General features: G+C 73.1%; 24 protein-coding genes. 8 read left to right on the plus strand and 16 right to left on the minus strand.

The window, feature by feature from the left end; translation table 11 throughout:
• Position 1: 1 nt before the first annotated feature.
• Positions 2 to 1,966 carry a hypothetical protein gene (locus OG403_RS10160; protein WP_329563335.1) on the plus strand — a complete coding sequence of 655 codons (1,965 nt, stop codon included), beginning with the start codon at positions 2 to 4 and terminating at the stop codon, positions 1,964 to 1,966.
• A 10-nt stretch (positions 1,967 to 1,976) separates the two neighbouring features.
• Here the strand turns inward: OG403_RS10160 and OG403_RS10165 are convergent, their stop codons facing one another.
• Entirely contained in the window at positions 1,977 to 2,174 is a 198-nt protein-coding gene (locus OG403_RS10165; RefSeq protein WP_329563337.1) for a DUF397 domain-containing protein, read from the minus strand.
• A 5-nt stretch (positions 2,175 to 2,179) separates the two neighbouring features.
• The gene (locus OG403_RS10170) at positions 2,180 to 3,040 is read right to left on the minus strand and encodes a helix-turn-helix domain-containing protein (RefSeq protein WP_329563338.1); all 861 of its coding nucleotides are present in this window, start codon (positions 3,038 to 3,040) and stop codon (positions 2,180 to 2,182) included.
• Between the two features lie 276 nt (positions 3,041 to 3,316).
• On the opposite strand from OG403_RS10170, the gene OG403_RS10175 reads away from it, so the two are divergent.
• From OG403_RS10175 to OG403_RS10185, 3 genes are read left to right on the plus strand one after another with little or no spacing between them, the layout of a single operon-like run.
• A complete protein-coding gene (locus OG403_RS10175) occupies positions 3,317 to 3,556 on the plus strand; it encodes a hypothetical protein (RefSeq protein WP_329563339.1) in 240 nt (79 codons plus the stop codon).
• The gene (locus tag OG403_RS10180) at positions 3,537 to 3,863 is read left to right on the plus strand and encodes a hypothetical protein (RefSeq protein ID WP_329563340.1); all 327 of its coding nucleotides are present in this window, start codon (positions 3,537 to 3,539) and stop codon (positions 3,861 to 3,863) included. The genes OG403_RS10175 and OG403_RS10180 overlap by 20 nt, the downstream gene beginning before the upstream one ends.
• A gap of 23 nt (positions 3,864 to 3,886) precedes the next feature.
• A complete protein-coding gene (locus OG403_RS10185) occupies positions 3,887 to 4,051 on the plus strand; it encodes a hypothetical protein (protein WP_329563341.1) in 165 nt (54 codons plus the stop codon).
• A gap of 385 nt (positions 4,052 to 4,436) precedes the next feature.
• Here OG403_RS10185 and OG403_RS10190 read toward each other — a convergent pair whose 3' ends face one another.
• From OG403_RS10190 to OG403_RS10210, 5 genes are read right to left on the minus strand one after another with little or no spacing between them, the layout of a single operon-like run.
• Complete coding sequence (locus OG403_RS10190; protein WP_329563342.1) at positions 4,437 to 5,012, minus strand: hypothetical protein; 576 nt, start codon at positions 5,010 to 5,012, stop codon at positions 4,437 to 4,439.
• On the minus strand, positions 5,009 to 6,400 hold the full coding sequence (locus OG403_RS10195; RefSeq protein WP_329563343.1) for a hypothetical protein: 1,392 nt from the start codon (positions 6,398 to 6,400) through the stop codon (positions 5,009 to 5,011). The genes OG403_RS10190 and OG403_RS10195 overlap by 4 nt, the downstream gene beginning before the upstream one ends.
• The gene (locus OG403_RS10200; protein ID WP_329563345.1) at positions 6,397 to 7,206 is read right to left on the minus strand and encodes an ABC transporter ATP-binding protein; all 810 of its coding nucleotides are present in this window, start codon (positions 7,204 to 7,206) and stop codon (positions 6,397 to 6,399) included. Before OG403_RS10200 ends, OG403_RS10195 begins: the two co-directional genes overlap by 4 nt.
• 32 nt (positions 7,207 to 7,238) lie before the next feature.
• Complete coding sequence (locus OG403_RS10205; RefSeq protein ID WP_329563347.1) at positions 7,239 to 8,054, minus strand: zf-HC2 domain-containing protein; 816 nt, start codon at positions 8,052 to 8,054, stop codon at positions 7,239 to 7,241.
• Entirely contained in the window at positions 8,051 to 8,611 is a 561-nt protein-coding gene (locus tag OG403_RS10210; protein ID WP_329563349.1) for an RNA polymerase sigma factor, read from the minus strand. Before OG403_RS10210 ends, OG403_RS10205 begins: the two co-directional genes overlap by 4 nt.
• Before the next feature lie 213 nt (positions 8,612 to 8,824).
• Between OG403_RS10210 and OG403_RS10215 the strand changes: the two genes are divergently transcribed.
• Positions 8,825 to 9,424 carry a hypothetical protein gene (locus OG403_RS10215; RefSeq protein ID WP_329563351.1) on the plus strand — a complete coding sequence of 200 codons (600 nt, stop codon included), beginning with the start codon at positions 8,825 to 8,827 and terminating at the stop codon, positions 9,422 to 9,424.
• Between the two features lie 90 nt (positions 9,425 to 9,514).
• Here the strand turns inward: OG403_RS10215 and OG403_RS10220 are convergent, their stop codons facing one another.
• Positions 9,515 to 10,078 (minus strand): MarR family winged helix-turn-helix transcriptional regulator, encoded by a 564-nt coding sequence (locus OG403_RS10220; protein ID WP_329563353.1) that lies wholly within the window; start codon positions 10,076 to 10,078, stop codon positions 9,515 to 9,517.
• A 109-nt stretch (positions 10,079 to 10,187) separates the two neighbouring features.
• On the opposite strand from OG403_RS10220, the gene OG403_RS10225 reads away from it, so the two are divergent.
• Positions 10,188 to 10,781 (plus strand): nuclear transport factor 2 family protein, encoded by a 594-nt coding sequence (locus tag OG403_RS10225; RefSeq protein ID WP_329563354.1) that lies wholly within the window; start codon positions 10,188 to 10,190, stop codon positions 10,779 to 10,781.
• Here the strand turns inward: OG403_RS10225 and OG403_RS10230 are convergent.
• Together OG403_RS10230 and OG403_RS10235 are read right to left on the minus strand one after the other, a co-directional pair.
• Positions 10,772 to 11,656, minus strand: coding sequence for a type 1 glutamine amidotransferase domain-containing protein (locus OG403_RS10230; RefSeq protein ID WP_329563355.1), 885 nt, complete (start codon positions 11,654 to 11,656; stop codon positions 10,772 to 10,774). The two genes, OG403_RS10225 and OG403_RS10230, sit on opposite strands and share 10 nt — an antisense overlap.
• Positions 11,657 to 11,717: 61 nt before the next feature.
• Positions 11,718 to 13,112, minus strand: a complete 1,395-nt coding sequence (locus OG403_RS10235) for an alpha/beta hydrolase family protein (RefSeq protein WP_329563357.1) — start codon at positions 13,110 to 13,112, stop codon at positions 11,718 to 11,720.
• Between the two features lie 216 nt (positions 13,113 to 13,328).
• Here OG403_RS10235 and OG403_RS10240 point away from each other — a divergent pair, with 216 nt between their 5' ends.
• Positions 13,329 to 14,057, plus strand: coding sequence for an LON peptidase substrate-binding domain-containing protein (locus tag OG403_RS10240; protein ID WP_329563359.1), 729 nt, complete (start codon positions 13,329 to 13,331; stop codon positions 14,055 to 14,057).
• Positions 14,058 to 14,094: 37 nt separating this feature from the next.
• Positions 14,095 to 14,595, plus strand: a complete 501-nt coding sequence (gene ybaK / locus OG403_RS10245; protein WP_329563361.1) for a Cys-tRNA(Pro) deacylase — start codon at positions 14,095 to 14,097, stop codon at positions 14,593 to 14,595.
• Here ybaK and OG403_RS10250 read toward each other — a convergent pair.
• The 6 genes from OG403_RS10250 to OG403_RS10275 form a co-directional block, all read right to left on the minus strand.
• On the minus strand, positions 14,548 to 15,453 hold the full coding sequence (locus tag OG403_RS10250; RefSeq protein ID WP_329563363.1) for an ABC transporter permease: 906 nt from the start codon (positions 15,451 to 15,453) through the stop codon (positions 14,548 to 14,550). The genes ybaK and OG403_RS10250 overlap by 48 nt on opposite strands.
• Before the next feature lie 36 nt (positions 15,454 to 15,489).
• Positions 15,490 to 16,293, minus strand: coding sequence for an ABC transporter permease (locus tag OG403_RS10255; protein ID WP_329563365.1), 804 nt, complete (start codon positions 16,291 to 16,293; stop codon positions 15,490 to 15,492).
• Complete coding sequence (locus tag OG403_RS10260) at positions 16,290 to 17,243, minus strand: ABC transporter ATP-binding protein (protein WP_329563366.1); 954 nt, start codon at positions 17,241 to 17,243, stop codon at positions 16,290 to 16,292. Before OG403_RS10260 ends, OG403_RS10255 begins: the two co-directional genes overlap by 4 nt.
• Positions 17,244 to 17,314: 71 nt before the next feature.
• A complete protein-coding gene (locus OG403_RS10265) occupies positions 17,315 to 18,520 on the minus strand; it encodes an NYN domain-containing protein (protein ID WP_329563367.1) in 1,206 nt (401 codons plus the stop codon).
• A gap of 146 nt (positions 18,521 to 18,666) precedes the next feature.
• A complete protein-coding gene (locus tag OG403_RS10270; RefSeq protein ID WP_329572228.1) occupies positions 18,667 to 18,966 on the minus strand; it encodes a winged helix-turn-helix transcriptional regulator in 300 nt (99 codons plus the stop codon).
• A 113-nt stretch (positions 18,967 to 19,079) separates the two neighbouring features.
• The gene (locus OG403_RS10275) at positions 19,080 to 20,105 is read right to left on the minus strand and encodes an aspartate-semialdehyde dehydrogenase (RefSeq protein ID WP_329563368.1); all 1,026 of its coding nucleotides are present in this window, start codon (positions 20,103 to 20,105) and stop codon (positions 19,080 to 19,082) included.
• Positions 20,106 to 20,148: the final 43 nt, after the last annotated feature.

Consider the following 20,148-nt stretch of genomic DNA (forward strand, 5'->3'; position numbering starts at 1 on the left):
CGTGGCACAGCACGTGCACAACGAGTTCCACGGCCGCGCCGAGTTCGTGGTGCAGGCGGGCAGCATCACCGGGCCGATCAGCTACGTCGCCCCGCCGCTCAGCGAGGAGGAGCAGGCCGCCCGCCGGTTCGCGCGGATGGTCCACCTCCAGTGGTCCCGTGAGGCCGGACTGCGCGGACTGCTCGACCCGGTGCCGCTCTCCACCCGCTGGGTGGACGCCCAGGCCGAGTACGGCGACCACGTGCGGCTGGCCGGGCAGCTCGAGCAGGCGCGGGCGGGCGATCTGGCCGCGTTCGCGGCGGCCTTCCTGGCACTGCCGAAGCAGCGGCTGGTGCTGCTCGGCGAGGCCGGGTCGGGCAAGTCGAGCGTGGCGGTGCTGCTGACGCTGCGCCTGCTGACGGACCGGATGGCCGACGACCCGGTGCCGGTGCTGCTCTCGCTGGGCTCCTGGGATCCGCTGCGGGAACACTTCCAGGCCTGGCTGGCGGCCCGGCTGGCCGAGGACTACCCGACGGCGCCACGGCAGCTGCTGCTCGACGCCCAGCTGGTCATGCCGGTGCTGGACGGGCTCGACGAGATGTCACCGCAGCGCCGGGCCGCCGCACTCGACCGGCTGAACGAGGGCGCGGCGGGCACCACCCCGCTGATCCTGACCTGCCGGACCGCCGACTACACCGGCGGCGTGCTGCGGTCCGCCGCCGTGGTGCGGGCGCAGCCGGTGACGCCGCAGGACGCACTCGCCTACCTGGAGGCGGTGGTGCCGCCGCAGCGGCACGCGCCGTGGCAGCCGGTCTTCGCGGTCCTGGCCGGCGAGCTGCCGGGGCCGCTGCTGACCGTCTCGACCAGCCCCCTGATGCTCGGCCTGATCCGCGCGGTCCACGGCACCGACCATGCGGACCCGGCACGGCTGCTGGCCTTCACCGAGGTCCGCGAGCTGGAGAACCACCTGCTCGACGGCCTGCTGCCGAGCGTGTTCACCGATGCACCGGGAGCACCGGGAGCGCGGCGACGCTGTTGGGGAGTCGACCGCGCCGAGCGCTGGCTCGGCTTCCTGGCCGCCGATCTGACACTCCGCCAGGCGGATGACCTCCCGTGGTGGCAGCTGTACCAGCGGGTCGCCTGGTGGCGACGGGCGCTGCTGACCGGGACGGCCGCCTTGCTGCTCACAATCCTGCTGCTGGCGGCGGACCTCCTCGCGATCGGCCAGCCGTACCAGGACCTACCGTGGGGTGTTCTGCTGCTCGGCGGCAGCCTCGCCGGCTTCTCGATCGGGGGAAGCGCCGGGGCCGCCGGGGCTCGCGGAAGGGCCATCAGGCCGGCGGTGCTCCGTACCACCGAACGACCGGCCCCCGCCGTGCTCGGCGCACTGCTGCGCCGCCCCTGGGGAGCGGTTCTGCTCTGCTGCTGGCTGCTCTGGGCAGCAGCCAACGGCATCGCGTTCGTCCGCTGGTCCGCGCACCGGTCAGAGCCGATGCCGAACCTCTTCCCGCTGGCGTCCTTCGGAGCGCTCGCCGGTAGCGTCGCCATCCAGTGGCTGTTCAACCTGCTGACCGCGCCGATCAAGCGGGACGAACTGGCCGATCCGGCAAAGGCGTTGGCACGCGGCCGACGGAGCGCGCTGAGGCCCGCCCTCGGGGTCGGTCTGCTGTCGACAGTCGGCAGCGCGCTCTTCTTCTCCATCCTGGGTGCGGGCATGTCGCTGGCCTGGTCGGACGCCTGGGTCGGCATGACCGTGGTCGCCATCGAGGCCGGCATGCTGGGCGCGGCGCTCGGGCTGGTCCGCACCTCATGGTTCGCCTACCGCCACGCCCACCTCCACCACGCCCTCAGCGGCCGCCTCCCCTGGCACCTGTCGGACTTCCTGGCCGACGCCCACCGCCTCGGCGTGCTGCGCCAGGTCGGCCCGGCCTACCAGTTCCGCCATGCCCGCCTCCGCGAACGCCTCGCGGAACGCCGGACAGGCTGAGGCTGCGGCGTCAGGCGGAGAAGTCTCCGTGGCTGTCGAATTCCCCGTTCTGCGCACCGAGCAGGAATCGCGCCCACTTCTTCGGGGTGGTTCGAACGATAATTTCAGCAGAATCGGACTCGCGAACCTCGACCATTCCGTCGACCGTGCGAACCTCGATGCATTCATTAGAATTTCCGCTGAACGACGACTTCTGCCAAGGGGTCATGGATCTCAGCCTTTCAAGTCTTGCATGAGCTTATGGATAAAATCGCGGGAAGCATCCGGTGAGAGCGCCGTACCGTCAACCTCCGCAGCCATGCTGCGATAGGTCCGCAACTCCGCTTCGGCATGGATGAACTGCGGGCCCTGGGTCAAGTCGATCTGCACCGTGTCAAGCTCCGGGACCGCACCTGCGGCCAGGGCGAGGTTCTCTCCAGCTCCCGGGAAGGTATCCACATCGAACGGGATCGCGCGGACGGTGACGTTGGGGCGTTCCGAGTCCTCCAGGAGGCTCTTCAGCTGGCCACGCAGCACAGCTGGACCGCCGAACTGCATCCGCAGGGCTGCCTCGTGGATATATGCCACGTATGGCTTGCCGTCGAGCACGACCCGCTGGCGCTGCACGCGGAACGCGGTGCGGGCGTCGACCTCATGCCTGGGGAGCGGAGGCCTGATGCGCGCGAAGACGGCACCGGCATAAGACCCCGTCTGCGTCAGCCCGGGAATATAGGTCGTTGCCCAGCTGATCAGACCTCTCTCGGCATCGGAGTGGTACTCCATCTCCGCGATGTCAAGAAAACCGGCGGGGAGGCGGCCTCGATACTCATCGAACCACCGCTTTCCGCGATCCTGCGTCATGGCCACAAGCGCACCGATCAACCCGTCATCAGTGCATTTACTGGCGATAGCCCAGGACCGAAGCCGCTCAGGACTGATCCCGGCCTTGCCTGACTCCATCTGGCTGATCTTCGGGGCATCGGTACCGAGTGCCGCCGCCATGGCCTGCGGGGTCATTCCCGCGTACTCACGCATCCTGCGCAGCTCGATGCCCAGGCGCTGCTGACGGACAGTCGGTGACAGTCGGGGTGGCATGCGATCCGGCGTTCCTTCCTCGACGGGTGCTGACAGTCTGCCGCCCAACGACTGAGCAGGTCCAACCCGGGCGGCTGGCGGGGCCGCCGGCAGACTCACCCGAACGAGCGACTACCGAATCGGTAGCAATATTGGCCCCCAGTGCCCTAGCGTGTTCCATGCCGGACAGCGCGTCGACGGACCGTCAACTGTCTTACCTACGACGCTGCCCTCCGCACAAAGCCATCCGCACACTCAGCAGGCCCGGCCACCCGGGACCGCCAAGGAGACAGCACCATGGCCGCACGATCCACCACCCCCATCGACCCCTCCGAGCAGCGCGCCATCACCTCCGCCGCCGCCCTGACCGCCATCCTCACCGAGGCCGACATCACCATCCCCTCCCTCGGCGTGGACTGGCCCACCATCACCGGCCACTACCTCGTCACCCTCGGGCGAGTCCGCCCCGATGTGGCCGACGAGTTGACCGCCCTGCTCCGCGACGGCCTGAACGCCCGTGCCCAGCAGCAGCGTTGACCCCACCGGAGACCGCGACCCGCGCGAGCTGCGGGAAGCCGCCGAACGCGCCGTCGCCGCCCTGGTGGACGCCCTCGCGCTGGCCGGACTTCCGCCGCTGGTGGCCCTGGAGGGCGGTGCCCGGATCACCGTCACGCGCGCCGGGGCGCACATCGAGATCGGTGGTTGCGGCGTCCGTACGCTCACCGCGATCACCGATCACATCGCCGCTCACGCGCACTGCACGGGCCGGGTCGTCCGGGGTTCCGTCGTGCCCACTGGGCTGGCCGAACTGCCCTCTCTGCGAGCGGAATTGAACCACCCATGAAGAAGAGCACGAAAAAGAGCGTCATGACTCTGCACGTCTACCGGATCACCGCCGCCGGCCGACGCGTCAACCTCTCCTCCCGCCGGATCTGGTCCGACGAGCCTGACACCCGCCCGCTCCCCGACGTCTGGCCGCGCTGCCGCTGCCCTCGTTGCGGCCACCCGGATCCCGCGCCCCCGCGCACCTGACGGAACCCGGACGACCTCACCGGCCCGGCCCAAAGTCCCTGCCTCGGAGCCGGTTTGGGGTCGGTCCGGCCAGCCCGGCGAGATATCACCGTCCGCCGCAGCGGGGACGTGCGCCTCACCTCCGCCCCGTGTGACACCCCGTACTACCGCGCCGCCTGACGGTAGCGCGGCAGGTCCTGCCCAGGTGCCCCGGTTCCCGGGGCGCCCGGGTGTCCATCACACAGGGGAGTGACGTGAGCCAGGGCACACTTGTGGTGCACGAGTTGGGTTTTGTCCGCGAGGACGCGAAGTCGGCCGAGCCCACCGCGCCGGTCCGCTTCCAGCAGCTGGGCCGAGCGGCCTTCTCGCCCTCGACCTCGACCCCTACTACACCGACTACCTCCCGTTACCGTCGCGGTCCCGCTACGGCGTACAGCAAGGTGCCGGTCGCAAACAGGGCCCACGCGGTCGCGGTGGACGCCGTCGTGGCGGGGAGGAGGATCATCCAACCGGCCACCTCTCCCGCGATGCCGGGCAGCGCCGGGCCGAGGAGGGTGAACCCGAGCCAGGCGGTCGGCAGGGCCCAGGCGAACGGTGCCCCGCACAGCACCGCCCCGAGCGCGGCCAGGCCCACCAGGCCCGCGCTGTCCCGGACGACGAGCGCGGCAGGGGCGAGGTTCGGCCCCGCCGCCTGGACCGCCAGCAGCGCCGCCCCGGCGACCGCGCCGATCAGCAGCAGGTGCGCCGCCCGCCGGGGCATCCACCGGATCGCGGCCGTCCGGTCCAGCGCGGCGTCCTGCCCACCGAGCCCGATGGAAGCGGCCGCCACGCTCGCGGTGAGAAACAGGAGCGCGATCCACACCTGCGCCGGGCCCTTGCCGCTGTCCTGGTCGAGGGCCCACACCGCCAGCCCGACGAGCGTGACCGCGGCGGCCGAGGTGGGCACCTGCCGTGAATACGCGTACAGCAACAGCCACCTCATGCGGATGCCTCCCCCGTCAGCACCGCGAGGTCGTCCTCGCAGGAGAGCGCGGCGGCATGCACCTGGGCGATCCGCGAGCGCTGCTCGGCCGGCGGCAGGGCCATCAGCTTCTCCCAGGCGGCGTCGGCACTCGCCCAGGTGCGCTGCGAGTACTGGTCGGTGTCCGGCTTCCGCAGCGGTTCGAGCTGGTGATCGCCGAGGGCCCAGCTCGCGGCGATGCTCTGCGCGGGGAGGTCGACCTGCCCGTTGCCCTCCCAGACGGTGCTCGGTCCGCAGTTCGGTGCCAGGCCCTGGGCGACCAGTGCGCGGGTCAGATCCTCGCCTGTCGCATGGGCGATCAGCGGGTCCTCGAAGTTGATCAGCACCGCGTCACTGGAGAGTTCGCGGTTGTCGCCGAGTGCGCGCAGCGCGGTCTCCTCCCGCACCGAGGTCGGCGCCTGGTCGCCCAGGGCGTCACGCAGCACGCGCAGCGCCTCCTTGCCGCGCGGCGCGAGGTCGGGCAGGTGTGAGCGGTTCGCCCGGGTCACGCACACCGGACCGTCGCAGACCAGGCCAGCGGCGGTCTTGTCGACGACGTAGCTGTCGCGCGGAGCGGCCGGGAGGATCAGCAGAGCCAGGGCCGCACCGGCCAGCACCGGAGCGACCGCGAGCAGCCGGGCCCGGCGGGTCGCGGCCGACAGCAGTGCGAAACCGGTGGCGAGCAGGCCGAGCAGCCAGAGCGTCTGGCCGAGGTGCACGGAGCCGGACAGGGTCAGCAGCATGTCCCGCGGCTCCACGACCGCCGGGGACAGCAGGGCGAGCCGGTTCGGCGCGATGCCTGAGGGCAGTGTCCCGTCCATGTTCTGGCGCAGGAGCACGGCCGTCATGAGGAGGAACACCACCAGGGCCGGCGGGGTGAGCACGGAGGGCACGGCCCGCGCGACGCCCATGCCGAACACGGCCGCCGCCACCAGGGCCAGCGCCGCCACCAGCGAGATCGGCAGCCAGCCGAAGGGCAGGTAGGTGGTGGGGCCCAGGGCCACGCGGACCGCGCCCACGAGGACGACGAGGGCGAAGCCCGACGCCACCGCGAGCGCCATCGCACCGGCCGGCAGCGCCGCACGGCGCCAGGCCGGCCGCGGCGTGGTCGTCAGCAGTTCGGTCATCCGCGAACGGGAGTCGCGCAGCCCGTACACCGCCCCCAGGCCCGCCGCCAGTGGCCACCAGTAGGCGAGCCAGTACCGGGTCCACATGGCCATGGTGGTCCACTGGGCAGTCCACCCAGCGGTGCCCTGCCACCAGATTCCGTTGACCAGGAAGAGGATCGCCAGGCTGCCTCCGAGCACGACGAGGCCGGGCCACGGGGCGACCGATCGCTTGAGCTCGATGCCCAGGACACGCCCGTTCACCAGGTACCCCCCTGCTGCTCGGAGTTGTGGAGCAGCGCCGAGTAGCCGCGCTCCAGCGGGCTGTCGCCCGGGTGCTCGGAGCCGCCCGCCGCCGCCAGGACCTCCGGGGGGCCCTGGAAGACGAGGCGTCCGTCGGCGAAGAGCACCACGTCGGAGCAGGCGGCCGCGACGTCCTCGACCAGGTGGGTGGAGACGACCACGCAGGCCTCGCGGCCCAACTCCTGCAGCAGCTCGCGGAAGCGCAGCCGCTGCGCCGGGTCCAGGCCGGCGGTCGGCTCGTCCAACAGCAGCAGGGCGGGGTCGTTGACGATGGCCTGGGCGATGCCGGCCCGCCGCACCATGCCGCCGGACAGCGTCTTCATCCGCTGGTCGGCCCGGTCCGCCAGGCCCACTCGTTCCACCGCCCGCTGGACGGCCGCGGGGATGTCCGCCTTCGGAACCTCCTTCAACCAGGCCATGTACTCGACGAACTCTCGCACCGTGAAGCGCTTGTAGTAGCCGAACTCCTGCGGCAGGTAGCCGATCCGGCGGCGCAGCGACCGCTGGTCGCCCACCCCGCCCACCGGGCTGCCGAGCAGCTCCAGTTCGCCCTCGGCGGGGCGCAGCACGGTGGCCAGGGCCCGGATCAGGGTGGTCTTCCCCGCACCGTTGGGTCCCAGCAGGCCGTGGGTGCCGATGCCCAGGGACAGATCGAGCCCGTCGACGGCCATCTTCTTCCGCCCGGCCCGCACTTTCAGGCCGGTGGCCTGGATCTCCCAGGCGTAGGTCTTCGGCGCGGTGTCGGCCGCGCTCGTCGTGAGTGTCATCCGATGGTGCCTTTCGAGGGTCGGCGATGGTTTCACAGCGCTGAGTAGGCGTTTCTGCGGGCGATCACCGCGCCGGTGCCGAGCGCGAGAAGCAGTGCCCACAGCGGAAGTTGGTGCGGCTGCAGGGCAACGGGAACGCGGCCGGCGGGCCATGCGGGTGCCGCGATGACGGCGACCCAGGTGGCCACCAGCGCGGCGGCGGCGCGGGTCACGCCGATGATGCTGCCCAGTGCCAGGGCGGCGGAGGTGAAGGCCAAGGAGGGCAGCAGCCACTGCGCGGCCGTGGTGGCTCCGGTCAGCCATCCCTCCACCAGGAGGACGGGCACGACCACGGCCAGGACCGCTGTGGTGCGCCGAAGGAGCAGGGGCAGACCGGCGCGGGCGGTCGAGGCCGTCAGTTCGTGCGCCGGGTCCAGGGCGCGCGACCACGATGCGGCGACAGCGCAGAGCGGCAGCACGGGCGCGATCACTGCCATGGGCGAGGCCCCACCTAGGAGCATCGGCGACCCGCCGGCGTCCAGCAGCAGCGCCAGCAGGGTGACCGCGACGGTCATGGCCAGCCACGGGGCCATGACCGGTGTCAGCCAGGCCGACACCCACCGCGGGCGGTACCGCCGTGCGGGCGCCCGGACGGCCGCGTCCAGCTGCGGCTCCAGACCGGCCCGGACGGTGTCGAGGAGCGCGGCGATGTCAGGCGCCTCGGTGGCCACCGAGGCCGACAGGCGGCCCCGACACAGCGCGCACGTCTCCAGATGGGCCTCCAGCGCCCACACCGTGTCCGCGGCCAGCTCCGTGTCACCACGTGCGTAGTCGTCGATCAACCGCACCGACGCATGTTCCGCGCTCATGCCAGCGCCTCCCGCATCGCGATCCTGGCCCGGCGGGCACGGGTCTTGACCGTGCCTTCGGGCAGTCTGAGCAGGACGGCGGTCTCCCGGACGGTGAGCCCGTCGAGCACCATCGCCTGCAGTACCTGTCGGAGTTCCGGCGCCAGTTGCCGTAGCGCGTCGCCGACGTCGCCGCCGACGCTCCCGGCGAGTGCCTCGTCCTCCGCTGCCGGCGCCACCGACCGCTCGGCGGCGGCGACCGGCGGTTCGGCGTGGTGGGCACGGCGCCGGAACGCGTCGACGAGGCGGCGCGCCGCGATCGTCCACAGCCAGCCGACAGCCGTCCCACCGACCGCACTCCCGGCGAACGCGCCGGCCGCGCGCCACACCGCCAGATAGGTCTCCTGCATGACCTCGGCGACGATCTGCTCGTCCGCGCAGCGGCGGCGCAGCCGCACCGCCAGCCACGGCGACGTGCGCCGGTACAACTCGTCGAACGCCCTGCGGTCGCCTCTGGCCACCAGCCGGAGGAGGCCTTCCTCGTCCAGCTCGTCCGGTGCTTTCCTGCGTGATCTCACACCAGCCAGACGGCCGCAGCGGCGCGCAGGTTCTGCATCTGACGTGAGCTGCGTCACAACGCCACGGGAAGAGGTCTGCGATCCCGCCGACACCCGAACCCCACTCCCCCGCGCGAGTGAAGGTGACCCTTCCTGCGATGGACGTCCGAGGCCCTCCACTCCTGCGATCGTGAGGCGACACGACAACCACCCCGAGCACCAACGGAGTTGATGATGCGCAAGCTTCTGCTGACCATCGCCCTCGCAACCACCGCAGCCGCCGTCACCGCCCCGGCCGCCTCAGCCGCACCCGAGCCCGAACCCGCCATGCTGAGCCTGCGCGGCTGGAGCCTGCTCAGCCCGTCCGCCACCGTCCCCAGCGGGTTCGGGCACCTCACCCTGGCCATCGACGCCCGCACCCCTGCCACCCCCGGACGCGCCAGCGGTCAGCCCTTCGGCCACGCCACCATCCAGCACGTCTTCCTTGACCCGAAGGGCAGTTGGCAGGGCACGGTACGGATCGAGGTCAACGTCGACTGCCTCACCACCACCGGCCCCACCAGCCCCACCGCCGCCACGGCCACCGTCACCGGAACCGTGGCCTCCCTCACCTTCCTCGTCCCGCCGGGCACCGCCCAGCCGACCCCGGCGGCCAACTCCTGGCACCCCGAGACCAGCTTCAGCGTCCCTCTCGACAAGTCCAGCCCCGCCAAGGTCGGTTGGTCAGGCATTCCGGACTACCAGAACCCGGCGGCCCCGCCGGTCGCCACCACGTGCGCACCCCCGGCCACCGCCACCTTCTTCCGCATCCACGGCGGCTACTCGCTGACCTGACCCCGCTGACCTGACCCCGCCGTCCTGACTCGGCGCAGCGCGATGAGTCCCGCATCCGCGAACTACGGCAGGGCGAGGTCGTGCGGCTGGTCATTCCCGAACGCCGGTCCTCGCCCGGGGCGCGGTGTCGCCGAGAGCGATGAGCACCGCGCGCAGGGCCTCACTCGCATCGCCGGTCCCGCCACCCGGACCGGCTCCCCGGCGCAGCAGCGCGGTCTGGGCACCGACCACCTCGCGGACGACCTCCAGCGCGAGGTCTGCTCCGGCGTCCGTCAGGCAGGCCGGCGACGAGCGGGCGTCGGCGGGGTCCACGGCACGGCTCACCAGGCCGCGCGCGGCGAGGCGGCGGAGTGCGTTGCTCGTGCCGCCCGAGGTCATCAGGATGCGGTCGGCGAGTTCGGACGGCCGCAGCCGATAGGGGGTGCCGACCGACCGCAGCGTGCTGAGGATGTCGTACTCGGCCTTGCTGAGACTGTAGGGGCGCAGCCGCTCCAGCAGCACCTCCTCGAGCAGGACGTGCAGCCGGGCGACCCGCTTGACCAGCTTGAACTCGTCCCAGCAGTCTGCTGCTGCCGCCGCTCCCGACTGCACGACATCGGGACCCTGCGCCTGCCAGGACGCGGTCAGCGCGTCCACCCGGTCCCGCTCGCTCATCAGGCCTCCTTCGCCGGCGCCGCCTCCTTGCACTGGCATCCTAATTGCTTTCGAGTTACCTTTCACGAAAGGTAATCAGCGCGCGTGAGCGCGGACCTGAGGGGGCGTCATGAGCGACACCGAACGGATCACCCAGCTCATCCTGCACGAGCGTCAAGGCCGTGACCGGGGCTGGTGGGAGCAGTTGGAGGCGGCCTACTGGCCGGACTCCCGGGTGCACCTCAGCTGGTACAACGGCAGCGGCCCGGGCTTCATCGCCGGCTCGCGGAACATGATCGGGCGAGGCGACACGAGCGTGCACCGGATGTCCCCGCCGGTCGTCCACGTCGTCGGCGACCGGGGGTACGTCGAGGCCCCGACAGGCGTCGAGTTCCGGGTCACCATCGACGGCGTCCTCGTCGACCTCGTCTCCCGGACCCGGCTCAACTACCGCGTGGAGCGCCGTGACGGCGTCTGGAAGATCCTCTCGCTCGACGCGATCTACGAGCGCGACACCATCACCCCGGCGGTGCCCGGTACGGCGATCACGATCCCGCAGGAGCGACTGGCCGGGTTCCGTCCCGCCTTGGCGCTCATCTCGTACTACCTCCAGTCACGCGGCTACCCGGTCGGCGACAACCTGCTCGGGGACGACCAGCCCCGGGCCCGCGACGCCTTCTACGCCGAGGTGCTGGCCTGGCTGCACGCCGGGCCTCAGCGCTGACCCTCCGCCAGCAGCTCGGCGAACGCGGCCGCGAAGGCGTGCACGTCGCCGGGCCAGCGGGCGGATACGTAACGGCCGTCGCGCACCACGAAGGCCGGGCGGTCGTCCGCCACGCTGTCCCGGTGGCGCCCGTCGCTCTTCCGAGCGGCGTGCGGGGCCCCGGCCGGGACATCGAGGAAGTCGGCCGGGCCGGCCAGCGCCCTGGTCACCTCCTGCTGGACGGACAGGTAGCCGGCCGGCTGGCCGGGTGCCTCGCGGTAGGTGCGGTAGTAGTCCGGGTCCCAGAACCGGGTGCGGCGCGCCACCGACCAGGCGCGGCCCTCCAGGCTCCAGGTCAGCGCGGTGGTCCGCCGGCCGTGGAGCACCGAGCGCCCGGTGGCGGGGTCGACGCTGCGGGCGGCGAGCAGCACACCGTGGCAGATCGCGCCGACCGGCAGGTCGCGCTGGAAGGCACCGACCACCAGCCGCTGGAGGAGCTCGCTCTCCAGGTAGGCGCGCATCCCGCGAGCCCGGTGGCCGCCCGGCAGCAGCAGCCCGTCCACCCCGTCCGCCCCGTCGAACCCGTCCTGCCCGGCCTGCTCCCAGCTCAGCGGCGCGCGGAAAGCCGCGTCCCGCTCCATGGCCCGATACGCCGTCAGCGCGTCGCGGTTGGCCCGCAGCACCCGCCCCACCAGAACGATCCGCGACAGCCCCGGCACCCGCCCCCAGGGGTCGAGCCCGCGCCCGGTCAGCATCAACTCGTCCGCGCTCGCCGGGCCACCGTCCGGGGTGGCGAACAGCACCCGGTGCCCGAGACCGGTCAGGGTCTGCCAGGGGACGGCCACCTCGGAGGGGTCGAAGTCCTGGCGCGGGAGCGGGATGAGCACGGTGGCCATGGCGGGAACGCCTCTCAGGGGGACGACAGGGCGACAGGACGGCGGGGCGGCAGCTGTCTCGCTACCGCACGAACTGCACGTCAGGGTAGGCGGCGGAGGGGTGGTCGAGCAGGTGGTCGTCCTGGCCGCGCAGCCAGCGGTCGAAGAACGAGGTGAGGTAGGCCCGCTCGGCGGCCACGGCGCGCTCGGGCGGGATCGTGCCGAGGGCGTCGGTGACGGTGGCCGGCGGGAGGTTCAACTGCCGGGCGATCTGCGGCAGCATCGACTCCTTGTCGGTGTACGTCGTCTCGGTGGAGCCGCTCAGCGTCAGGTCGCGGTGCCAGCCGGTGCTGTGCTGCCACAGGGCGCCCCAGGAGGGGTTGGTGTGATGGTCGTCGCCCTGACTGCCCATCAGCAGCATCGGGCGGTCCAGCCCGTCGGTGGCGGCCGTGCCCGGGTTGGCGGGGTCGGAGTCGTCCCCGACGTAGCCGAGGAGGCCGTCCAGGTCGGCGGCGGCCTTGATCCGCGGGTCGTCGTGCATCGCCTGGGCCGCGGTGAAGCCGCCGCCGGACTGCCCGAACATGCCGATCCGGTTCGGGTCGAGGGCGCCAAGGAGCCCGCGCGGCAGCTGCCGCTGCTCGGCGTCCGGATTGTGCCCGGCGGCCAGCGCGTCCAGCTGGTCGAGCACGAAGCGGGTGTCGGCCACCCGGACCGCGACCAGCTTGCGCAGCAGCGCGGTCAGCTTGACCGGGTCGCTTCCGACGGCGGCGGCCTGCTGGCGCATCACGCTGGTGACGACCCGACCACCGGGGAACTCCACCGCCGGGGCCTCGTAGGTGTGGTCGATGCTCACCACCAGGTAGCCCTGCGAGGCGAGGTCGTCGGCCATCGTGCTGTTCAGCGCGGCGGGATCGCCGGCCCCCGGCGAATAGAGCACCACCGGGAGCGGGCCGCCGCTGCGATCCACCGGCGCGCCCTGGTGGTCATGGGTGAGGGTGGCCGCCCAGTCGACCTTGTCCAGTGGCACACCGTCCGCGTTCAGGTACTGCGCGGGGAAGGCGGCGGCCACCCCGGCCGGCAGCTGCGGGGCGAGCGGGTAGCGCGCCGCGTCCCGGGCCGGGTAGCGGATGGTGACCATCAGCTCGCGGAAGGGCTGCGAGGCGACCCAGGGGTCCGCCCGGGAGGTGTCGACCAGATGGAGCGAGACGGTGCCGACCTGGTGCGGCCCGGTGGGCGCGGGCAGCACCACCCGGGCCCCCTGGCCCGCGCCGGCCACCGAAACGCCGGCGAGCGGCCCGGCACCGACCGGCCGCGCCGAGGCGACCCCGGCCGACGCGACCATGGTCACCCCGGCCAGCAACGCCGAGGCGAGCAGCAGCCCCCGCCGCCGCGCCACGCGGCCGGAGCGGCCGGAGCGGGCGGAGCGGGCGGTGCGGGCGGTCAGACCAGCGGGAACGGACTCGTTGCTGCTGTGCATGGCACAACTCCCCTTGCTGGTAAGCGGTGGTGGGCACCCGAGCGGTCCCGCCGGTGGCACCAGACTCTCGCGGCGAGCGCACCGGGAAACAGCGTGGCACCACCCGAACCCCAGGTGGTGCCAGCACGAATCACAACCATCGCCGACGTCCCGCGCCGCCTCCCGGTGTCCGGTCCCGGCGTCAGGCTGACGGTGCGGGCGGCTACGCTGTGCGCCGTGACAGAACGGCTGCCGATCTTCCCGCTCAACGGCGTGCTCTACCCCGGGCTGGTGCTCCCCCTGCACGTGTTCGAGGAGCGCTACTGCCGCCTGGTGGCCGATCTGCTGGCCGGTCCGGAGGACCAGCCGCGGCGGTTCGGAGTGCTGGCGATCAAGGACGGGCGCGATGTGGCGCCGGTGACCGAGAGCGACAAACCGGCCGGTCCGCTGAGCGGGCTCGGCACCGAGAGCGGCGACCCGCTGGAGGCGCTGCACCACATCGGCTGCGTGGCCGACGTCGCCTCGGTGACCCCGCAGGCGGACGGGCAGTACGAACTGCTGGTCACCGGGACCACCCGGTTCCGGCTGCGCGCGGTGGACACCGGCGGGCCGTACCTGGTCGGGCAGTGCGAGCTGATCGAGGAGCAGCTGGGCACCGGGGCCGGCGCCATGGCCAGCGGGGTGGAACGGGCCTTCCGGGCGTACCAGAAGCGGCTGGCCGGGGCCCGGCAGGCGACCCTGACGGGCGAGCAGGAGCTGCCGGACGACCCCCAGGTGCTCTCCTACCTGGTGGCGGCGGCCTCCGTGCTGGAGGTCCCGGTCAAGCAGCGGCTGCTGGCCTGCCCGGACACCGCGACCCGGCTGAGCACCGAACTGGAGCTGCTGCGCCGCGAGAGCGCGCTGCTGACCTGGCTGCCCTCGGTACCGGCGGTGGAGCTGACCCGGCAGGCGTTCAGCCCGAACTGACGCCCCAGCTGAGGCGAGTCCCGGAGGGATGACACGGATGGCGAAGAAGAACAGCGGCACCGGCGGCAAGGGCACCCCCGCCACCGTCGCACTGGAGTCCGCGGGGGTGCCGTTCACCGTGCACGCCTACCAGCACGACCCGGCCGCCGCCTCCTACGGCGGCGAGGCGGCCCAGGCGCTCGGCGTCGACCCGACGCGGGTGTTCAAGACGCTGGTCGCCGAGGTGGACGGCGCGCTCACGGTGGGCGTGGTGCCGGTGGCCGGGCAGCTGGACCTCAAGGCGCTGGCGGCGGCGGTGGGCGGCAAGCGGGCCGCGATGGCCGACCCGGCGGCGGCCGAGCGCAGCAGCGGCTACGTGCGTGGCGGGATCTCGCCGCTGGGGCAGCGCAAGGCGCTGCCCACGGTGCTGGACGAGGGTGCGCTGGCCCACCCGACGATCTACGTCTCGGCGGGCCGGCGCGGCCTGGAGGTGGAGCTGGCGCCCGCTGACCTACTGCGTCTGACGGGCGCTGTCAGCGCCCTGATCAGCCGAGGCTGAGCTGCCCCCGGAGGACGGCGGCGGCACCACCGGGTTCGCCGGCACCACCGGCTTCACCGGGGCCGCCTGGTTCGCCGGGGCCGCCGGAGCGTCCGGCCCGGCGGCAGCGGCCGACTCCGCCTGGTCCGACGGCGCAGCCGCGGCACCCGACCCCGCACCGGCGCCCGCCCCCGCGTCGGCGCCGGCAACCGGCGGCGCCAGCTCGTCCACCGGCCCGCCGGCCGACGGCACCACCGGCCCCGCCCAGTACGGCGGCGGGTCCTGCTCGCGCTTGCCGAAGGCGGCCGTCAGCGCGAGCAGCGCCACCAGGGCGGCCATCGGCCAGGCCAGCAGCGCGCCCTTCGCACCGAGCTGCAGCGCCTCACTGAAGTTGTGCCCGTCGCCGACCTGCTTGGCGTGGGCGATGATGTCGCTGGTCGGGCCGAGCGCGATGCCGAGGAACATGGCGATCAGCGACCCGACCAGGCCGCCGGCGGTGAGCCCGCCCGCCACCACGATGCCGCCGCCGCGCCGCTGGGTGTACAGGAACGCGGCCAGCGCGGTGACCAGCCCGAAGCCGAGGCCGAGCAGCACGAAGGTGCCGTCCGCACCGGCCCGCTGCTCGCCCTCCGGGTCCACGTACAGCACGCTCTGACCGTGCACCACCAGCGGCACCTCGGGCGCCAGCCAGTACCACATCGCCCCCATCAGCACGCCGAGCACCAGGCAGGCGCCGAAGATCGGGGCACCGACCCGGAGTTCGGGCAGCAGCCGGGCGCGGAGGGCGGACGGCGACGGGGAGGGGTCCGGGAGCGCCTCGTCATCCGCCGCAGGGGTCCACGGCGACGGAGTGTCCGGAGAACTGTTCGGTACGGTCACGGCACCCATCGTTTCACGCCAACCCCGCGAATCCCGCTAGCGGGTCGTGGCGCGGCGGTAGGACCAGGTGGCGAGTGTCAGCGAGAGCACCCCGACACCCGCGCAGACGGCCAGGTCGACCAGGACCAGCGGCCAGTCGGGGTGGCGCGCGAAGGTGGCGGCGAAGGCGTCCACCCCGTAGGTGGAGGGCAGCAGGTCGCGCAGCGCCCGCACGGCGGCCGGCAGGTGCGAGGCGGGCAGCACGCCGAGCAGCAGCGCGGCCGACATGCCCAGCTGGCCCGCCATGGTGGCCAGTTCCTGCTTGGGCGCCAGCAGGCCGAGCGCGGCGCCGAGGCCGGAGAGCGCGGCGCCGGCCAGCGGGACCACGGCGAGCAGCACCCAGACGTGCGCCAGCGAGAGCCCGAAGAGCACCGAGCCGAAGGCCGCGGTGACCAGCGCGCCGGGCAGCGTGAAGGAGGCGTAGGCACCGGCCGCGCCGAGCACCACCGAGGCGGCCGGGACCGGCAGCGTCGCGTAGTGGTCCAGGCCGCCGGTGGCGCGCAGCTTGCCGAAGTACTGGGCGAGCAGGTTCAGCGCCACGAAGGCGACCACCAGCACGCTGGAGCCCGCCACCACGGCACGCGCCGACGGGTTGTCGCCGCCGTCCACCACGCCGCGCATCATCACCAGGATGCCGACCGACTGGAAGGTGGCGACGAACATCAGCGGGATCCGGGCCACCTTGGCGCGGGCCAGCTGGGCCCGGTAGACGGCCGCCAGGGCCGGCAGCAGCCGGGCGGCGGGGGCCAGCGGGGCGGCGAGCGGGGCGGCCTTGACGGGTGTGGGGGTGAGTACGGTCACTTCGCCAGTCCTTGGTGGCGGCCGCCGAGCCGGAGGTAGACGTCCTCCAGGCTCGGGGTGGCCAGGGTGAAGTCGTCCAGTGCCGCGAAGGCCGGTCCGGTGGTGACGGCGGCGACCAGCTCCCTGGCCTCCTCCGGGGTCGTGCGCAGGGTCCAGCGCCGTCCGGTGCGCTCCGCGCGCTCGGCCAGCCGGGCGACGGCGGGCACCTCCAGCGGCGGCTCGCCGCGCCAGACCAGGTCGAGCCGGACGTCGCCGTCGACCAGCGCCTTCAGGCCGCCGGGCGTGTCGCAGGCGATCACCCGGCCCTCGTCCAGCACGGCGACCCGGTCGAGCACCGTCTCGGCCTCGATCACGTTGTGGGTGACCAGCAGCACGGTGGTGCCGCGCTCGGCCCGGCGGCGGTCCACGGCCGACCAGACGGCGCGCCGGGCCACCGGGTCCATGCCGGTGGTCGGCTCGTCCAGCACCAGCAGCGGGCGTTCGCCGACCAGGGTGGCGGCGAAGCAGGCCAGCCGGCGCTGGCCGCCGGAGAGCTTGGCCAGCGGGCGGGCGGCCAGTTGCTCCAGCCCCAGCTCGGCGAGCACCTCGGCGCTCTGGGCGCGGGCGGCGGCCCGGCTCAGGCCACGCAGCCGACCGGTCGTCTCGGCGGCCAGCGCCACCGTCAGTTCGTCGAGCGCGGTGGACTCCTGGCCCAGGTAGCCGAGCAGCCGGGCGGCCCGGTCCGGGTGGCGGACCACGTCGTGGCCGAGGATCTCGACGCTGCCCGCGTCCGGGCGCAGCAGACCGGTGAGCTGGCGGACCAGCGTGGACTTGCCGGCGCCGTTGGGGCCGAGCAGCCCGAAGATCTCGCCCTGGCGGATCTCCAGGTCGACCCCGTCGTTGGCCCGGATCTCGCCGTGGCTCTTGGTGAGGCCCCGGACGGAGCAGCAGGGCAGGGGGGCTTCACTCACGAGCGAAGACTCTACGCGTCGACCATGAGGAATCCTGACCAGGGGGCGAGCCAGGGGCGAGCAGCCGCTGGTCAGTCGTCCACCACGACCAGCTCGCCGCCCGGCACCCGGGCCGCCAGCTCCTTCCAGAAGCCGGCCCGGATCGCGTAGCGGTCGTGCTCGTCGATCTGGTCGTCCTTGTGGGCGAGCAGGCCGAACCGGGCCGCGTAGCGCAGCAGCTCGCCGTCGACCCGGTGCGGGATGCGCGGATAGTCGGACCACATCATGGTCAGCCGCTCGCGGTCGCCCAGACGCTCGGTCCAGCGGCGGGCGAAGACCTGGCCGACCTCGTGCGGGTCGCCGCCGATCGCGGTGATGTCCTCCTCGCGGTCGGCCCAGCGCTGTTCGGCGGTGGTGAGCTGGGCCAGCGTGGGCAGCGCGTCGCCGGCCGTGGGGGCCTCGGCGGGGCGGTCCACCCAGCCCCGGTCGGAGGACCAGCGCAGCACCGGGCCGTTGCCGGCGGCGGCGCCCGGCTGGTGCTGGTGCTGCGGCTGGGCGGCGGTGCGGCCGGCCAGGTCCTTGGGGGTGGGGACGACCTTCAGCGCGGTGGGCGGCAGGGCGGCGGGCTCGGCCGGCTGGTCCGGCGCCTCGGCGGCGGCCGGCGGCGCGGCGGAGGGCGCGGCCGGCGGCGCGGCGAGGATCTTGGCGATCTCCGGACGCGGCCCGGCCGGCGGGAAGGCGAGGGCCGGGTCGCGCAGCCGCACCGATCGGGTGATCCACTCCCGGTCCAGCACCCGGCGCTCGTCGGCCTCGCCGACCAGGTCCTCGGACTGGTTGAAGTCGCCGTCAGCGGCCTGCAGCGCCCACAGGTGGACGGCCACGCCGTGCTCCTTGGCGGACATCATGCCGGGCAGCAGATCGCCGTCGCCGGTGACCAGCACCACGTCCGCGCAGGCCCGGTTGCGGGCCAGTTCGGAGAGCTCGGCGTGCATCGCGGCGTCCACGCCCTTCTGCACCCAGCGGCCCTCGGCCCGGGTGAGCGCGCCGAGCCGCACGGTGACCCGGGGCAGCACCCGCAGCCTGCGGTGCTCGGGCATCGGACGGCGCTCGGGGGCCGCGTCGAACCAGTAGATCCGCAGCAGCGGCAGGCCGGTCTCCTCCTCGGCCCGCTCGCGCAGCGAGGCGATCAGCGCGGTGTGGTCCACCGTCACCCGGGACCGGGCGGGCTCGCCGGCGAGCAGGCTGGCAGCGGCGCCCAGCAGGTATCCCGCGTCCACCAGGACGACGCAGCGGTCCATGAGGTACCCCTCTTCCTGTGCTCTGCCGCTGAGCACGGGCAGTCCGTGCAGTCTGCCCGAGCGAGCCTCACCTGGGCACCCTGCCGGACCGTTGCGGTCTCCTTTACCCCCCGAAGGCGTGGTGAATCACCCGGCTGCGTCGCCCGTCACCCGGCTGCGCGGGCCTGGTCGTAGGCCACCTGGGCGGCGCGGATGGTGCCGCGGCGCCGCTCGGCCCAGGCGGTCAGGTTCGTCAGGTACTCGTTCAACTCCGCCCCCACCGCGGTCAGCGAGTACTCCACCTTGGGCGGGGCGGTCGGATAGACGGTGCGCAGCAGCAGCCCGTCGCGCTCCAGATTGCGCAGCGTCAGGGTGAGCATCCGGCGGCTGATGCCCTCGATCCGGCGCTCCAGCTCGGTGAAGCGGATCGGGCCGCCGAGGCCGCCGAAGCCCCGGCCCTGGTCCACTGAGCCGCCGCAGAAAGACCGCGGAGACACCGCAGGGCCACCACGGGGACACCGGTAGAGACACCGCAGGGCGCCTGACCAGCCGTCAGGCGCCCTGCGGTCCTTGACCGGCCTCAGCCGCGCCGGGCCGCCACCAGCTCGGCGATCTGCACCGCGTTCAGCGCCGCGCCCTTGCGCAGGTTGTCGTTGGAGAGGAAGAGCGAGATGCCGTGCTCCGCCGTCTCGTCCCGGCGGATCCGGCCCACATAGGTCGGGTCCTGGCCGGCCGCCTGCAGCGGGGTCGGGATCTCGGTCAGCTGCACGCCGGGCGCGTCCGCCAGCAGCTCGGCCACCCGCTCGGGGCTGATCGGCCGCGCGAAGCGGGCGTTGACCTGCAGCGAGTGGCCGGTGAAGACCGGCACCCGGACGCAGGTGCCGGAGACCTTGAGCTCCGGGATGCCGAGGATCTTGCGGCTCTCGTGGCGCAGCTTCTGCTCCTCGTCGGTCTCGTTCAGACCGTCGTCGACGATCGAACCGGCCAGCGGGAGCACGTTGAAGGCGATCGGGCGGCGGTAGACCTGCGGCTCGGGGAACTCGACGTTGGAGCCGCCGTGGGTCAGCGCGGCGGCGCCGTCCACCACCTTGCTGGCCTGCTGCTGCAGTTCGGCGACGCCGGCCAGGCCGCTGCCGGAGACCGCCTGGTAGGTGGCCACGACGAGCCCGGTCAGCTCGGCCTCCTGGTGCAGCGGGCGGAGCACCGGCATCGCGGCCATCGTGGTGCAGTTCGGGTTGGCGATGATGCCCTTGGGCAGGTGGGCGATCGCCTCCGGGTTGACCTCGCTGACCACCAGCGGGACCTCGGGGTCACGGCGCCAGGCGGAGGAGTTGTCGATCACCACGGCACCGGCCGCGGCCACCTTGGGGGCCAGCTCCTTGGAGGTCGAACCGCCGGCCGAGAAGATCACGATGTCCAGGCCGGTGTAGTCGGCGGTGGCCGCGTCCTCCACCGTGACCTCGGTGCCCTGCCACGGCAGCGTCTTGCCGGCCGACCGGGCCGAGGCGAACAGCCGCAGCTCGGTCACCGGGAACGACCGCTCCGCCAGGATCTCCCGGACCACGCCGCCGACCTGGCCGGTGGCACCCACGATGCCGATCTTCATCCGTACTTCCTCCTCCGGTCTACTGCTCTGCTTCATCTTGCCC

The organism is Kitasatospora sp. NBC_01266, from assembly GCF_036242395.1.
Lineage (GTDB): Bacteria > Actinomycetota > Actinomycetes > Streptomycetales > Streptomycetaceae > Kitasatospora.